This window comes from Saccharopolyspora sp. (genome assembly GCF_017434145.1).
GTDB lineage: Bacteria > Actinomycetota > Actinomycetes > Mycobacteriales > Pseudonocardiaceae > Saccharopolyspora_C > Saccharopolyspora_C galaxeae.
The window spans coordinates 1-2,320 of the sequence record NZ_JAFRFW010000386.1; the positions used below are offsets into that span (position 1 = coordinate 1).

Below are 2,320 nucleotides of genomic sequence, written 5' to 3' on the forward strand. Positions count from 1 at the left end.
CGCGGCGGGCTTTCCGGCCAGCGACGCGAGCAGCTGCGTGCACCACTCCAGCAGCGCAACGTCGCGCAACGGCGGTGCGCCGATCCGCCCGCCCGCGGCACCCTCGGTCGGACGCGGCACCGACACCGTGCGCACCGCCGCCTTGTACACCGCCTTCGGGTACAGCCGCTTGAGCCGCATCTGCTGCGAGTCCGCCAGCTCCATCGGCGCCACCCGCAGCGACGAGCCCTGCAAGGTCACCTCGGTGACCCCGTACTCGCGGCAGACCTGGCGGAACCGCGCGACCTTCAGCAACCGTTCCACCGGCTCCGGCAGCTGCCCGTAGCGGTCGCCGAGCTCGGCGCGCACCGCGTCCAGCGACTCCTGATCCACGGCCGCGGCGATCTTGCGGTACGCCTCCAGCCGCAACCGCTCCCCCGGCACGTAGTCGTGCGGGATGTGCGCGTCCACCGGCAGGTCCACCCGGACCTCGGACAGCTCCTCGTCGGCCGAACCGGGTTCCGCGCCCGCGTGCTGCTTGAACGCCTCCACGGCCTCCCCGACCAGCCGCACGTACAGGTCGAACCCGACGCCCGCGATGTGCCCGGACTGCTCGGCGCCGAGGATGTTGCCCGCGCCGCGGATCTCCAGGTCCTTCATCGCCACCGCCATGCCCGCGCCCAGCTCGGAGTTCTGCGCGATCGTGGCGAGCCGGTCGTGCGCGGTGTCGGTGAGCGGCTTCTCGCCCGGGTACAGGAAGTACGCGTACCCGCGCTCGCGCGCCCGCCCGACGCGCCCGCGCAGCTGGTGCAGCTGGGACAGCCCGAGCATGTCCGAGCGCTCCACGATCAGCGTGTTCGCGTTCGAGATGTCCAGCCCGGTCTCGACGATCGTGGTGCACACCAGCACGTCGTGCTCGCGCTCCCAGAACCCCTGGATGATCTTCTCCAGCCGGTCCTCGTTCATCTGCCCGTGCGCGGTGACGATCCGCGCCTCCGGCACGAGCTCGCGCAGGTGCCGGGCCGCCTTCTCGATCGTCGACACCCGGTTGTGCACGAAGAACACCTGGCCGTCGCGCAGCAGCTCGCGGCGGATCGCGGCGGCGACCTGCTTCTCGTCGTAGGCGCCGACGTAGGTCAGCACCGGGTGCCGCTCCTCCGGCGGAGTCAGGATCGTGGACATCTCGCGGATCCCGGCCATGCTCATCTCCAGCGTCCGCGGGATCGGCGTCGCCGACATCGTCAGCACGTCCACGTGCGTGCGCAGCGCCTTGATGTGCTCCTTGTGCTCGACGCCGAAGCGCTGCTCCTCGTCCACGATCACCAGGCCGAGGTCCTTGTAGCGCACGCCGGTCTGCAGCAGCCGGTGCGTGCCGATCACGATGTCCACCGAGCCGTCCGCGAGGCCCGCGGTGGTCTGCTCCGACTCCCGCGCATCGGTGAACCTGGACATCCCCTTGATGGTCACCGGGAAGGAACGCATCCGGTCGGTGAAGGTGTTCAGGTGCTGCTGGGCCAGCAGCGTCGTCGGCACCAGCACCGCGACCTGCTTGCCGTCCTGCACCGCCTTGAACGCCGCGCGCACCGCGATCTCGGTCTTGCCGTAGCCGACGTCGCCGCAGACCACCCGGTCCATCGGCACCGCGCGCTCCATGTCGGACTTGGCCTCGTCGATCGCGGCGAGCTGGTCGCCGGTCTCGGTGTAGGGGAAGGCGTCCTCCAGCTCGCGCTGCCACGGGGAGTCCGCGCCGAAGGCGTGCCCGGTCGAGGACTGGCGGGCGGCGTAGAGCTGCACCAGCTCCGCGGCGATCTCCTTGACCGCCTTGCGCGCCTTGGCCTTGGTGTTCTTCCAGTCCGAGCCGCCGAGCTTGTTCAGCGTCGGCAGCTCACCGCCCACGTAGCGGGAGACCTCGTCGAGCTGGTCGGTGGGCACGAACAGCTTGTCGCCCGGCTGGCCGCGCTTGCTGGAGGCGTACTCCAGCACCAGGTACTCGCGGGTCGCACCGCCGACAGTTCGCTGCACCATCTCGACGTACTTGCCGATGCCGTGCTGCTCGTGCACCACGAAATCGCCCTGCTTGAGCGCCAGCGGATCCACGGCGTTGCGCCGCTTGGACGGCATCCGCCGCATGTCCTTGGTCGAGGTGCCGCCGCGGCCGCCGGTCAGGTCGGCTTCGGTGAGCACCACCAGGCCCGCGTCCGGAGCCGCGAAACCGTCCTCCAGGCCGCCGCGGACCACGGTGATCACACCGGGCTGCGGCGCCTCGACCAGGCCCTCCTTGGCGGGCTGCACCGGCAGTTCGGCCTCGCGGAACTGCTGCACCGCCCGCTGCGCCGTGCCC

1 protein-coding gene is annotated in these 2,320 nt (G+C 70.9%); it reads right to left on the reverse strand.

Translation table 11 applies throughout. The annotated features are described in order from the left end of the window. On the reverse strand, positions 1-2,320 hold a 2,320-nt coding region (gene mfd, locus IJH84_RS10515), incomplete at both ends, for a transcription-repair coupling factor (RefSeq protein ID WP_295143342.1).